The 540-nt window shown below is 71.5% G+C and carries 1 protein-coding gene; it reads right to left on the minus strand.

Features of this window, described 5'->3' with window-relative positions:
* Positions 1-540, minus strand: a 540-nt coding sequence (locus L6Q67_RS24355) for an MFS transporter (protein WP_296576355.1), incomplete at both ends; no start/stop codon positions are given.

Here is a 540-nt window from a genome sequence, read left to right on the forward strand (position 1 = left end):
GAGGCCAGCCCGCGGTGCTCGGGGAAATGGTCCAGCGCCAGCAGCGTGAGGCAGGGCAGCCCGATCGCCATGCCGAAGGTGTGCAGCATGATCGGCAGCACCGACTGGGGCAGGCCGGGCGAGAGCAGGGCGGACACCGCCACGTTGCAGGCCGCCGCCGCGAGCATCGTCGCTACGGAGACGCCCACCGTGCGCACCGGCGACAGGCGGCCGGCAAGCCGCGCCGACACCGCCGAGCCGGCCATCATCGCCAGCACCGTGGGGATGAAGAACCAGCCGAAGCCGGTCTCCGCAAGGCCGAGGTGCTGGATCAGGAACACCGGCGCCGACAGCACGTAAATGAAATAGGCGTTGAAGCCGAAGCCGCCGGTCAGGGTCAGCAGCAGGAAGCCCGGCGTCGAGAACACCTGGCCGTAGCGCCGTGCCAGGAGCACCGGGTGCAGCGGCTGGCGGGCTGCCGGCGGCAGCGTCTCGCGGAGCTGCCGGGCGGTGACCATGGCCAGGCCCAGCCCGAGCAGAGCCAGGAAGACGAACACGGCC

The sequence above is a fragment of the Zoogloea sp. genome, assembly GCF_023150065.1.
In the GTDB taxonomy this organism is placed as follows: Bacteria; Pseudomonadota; Gammaproteobacteria; order Burkholderiales; family Rhodocyclaceae; genus Zoogloea.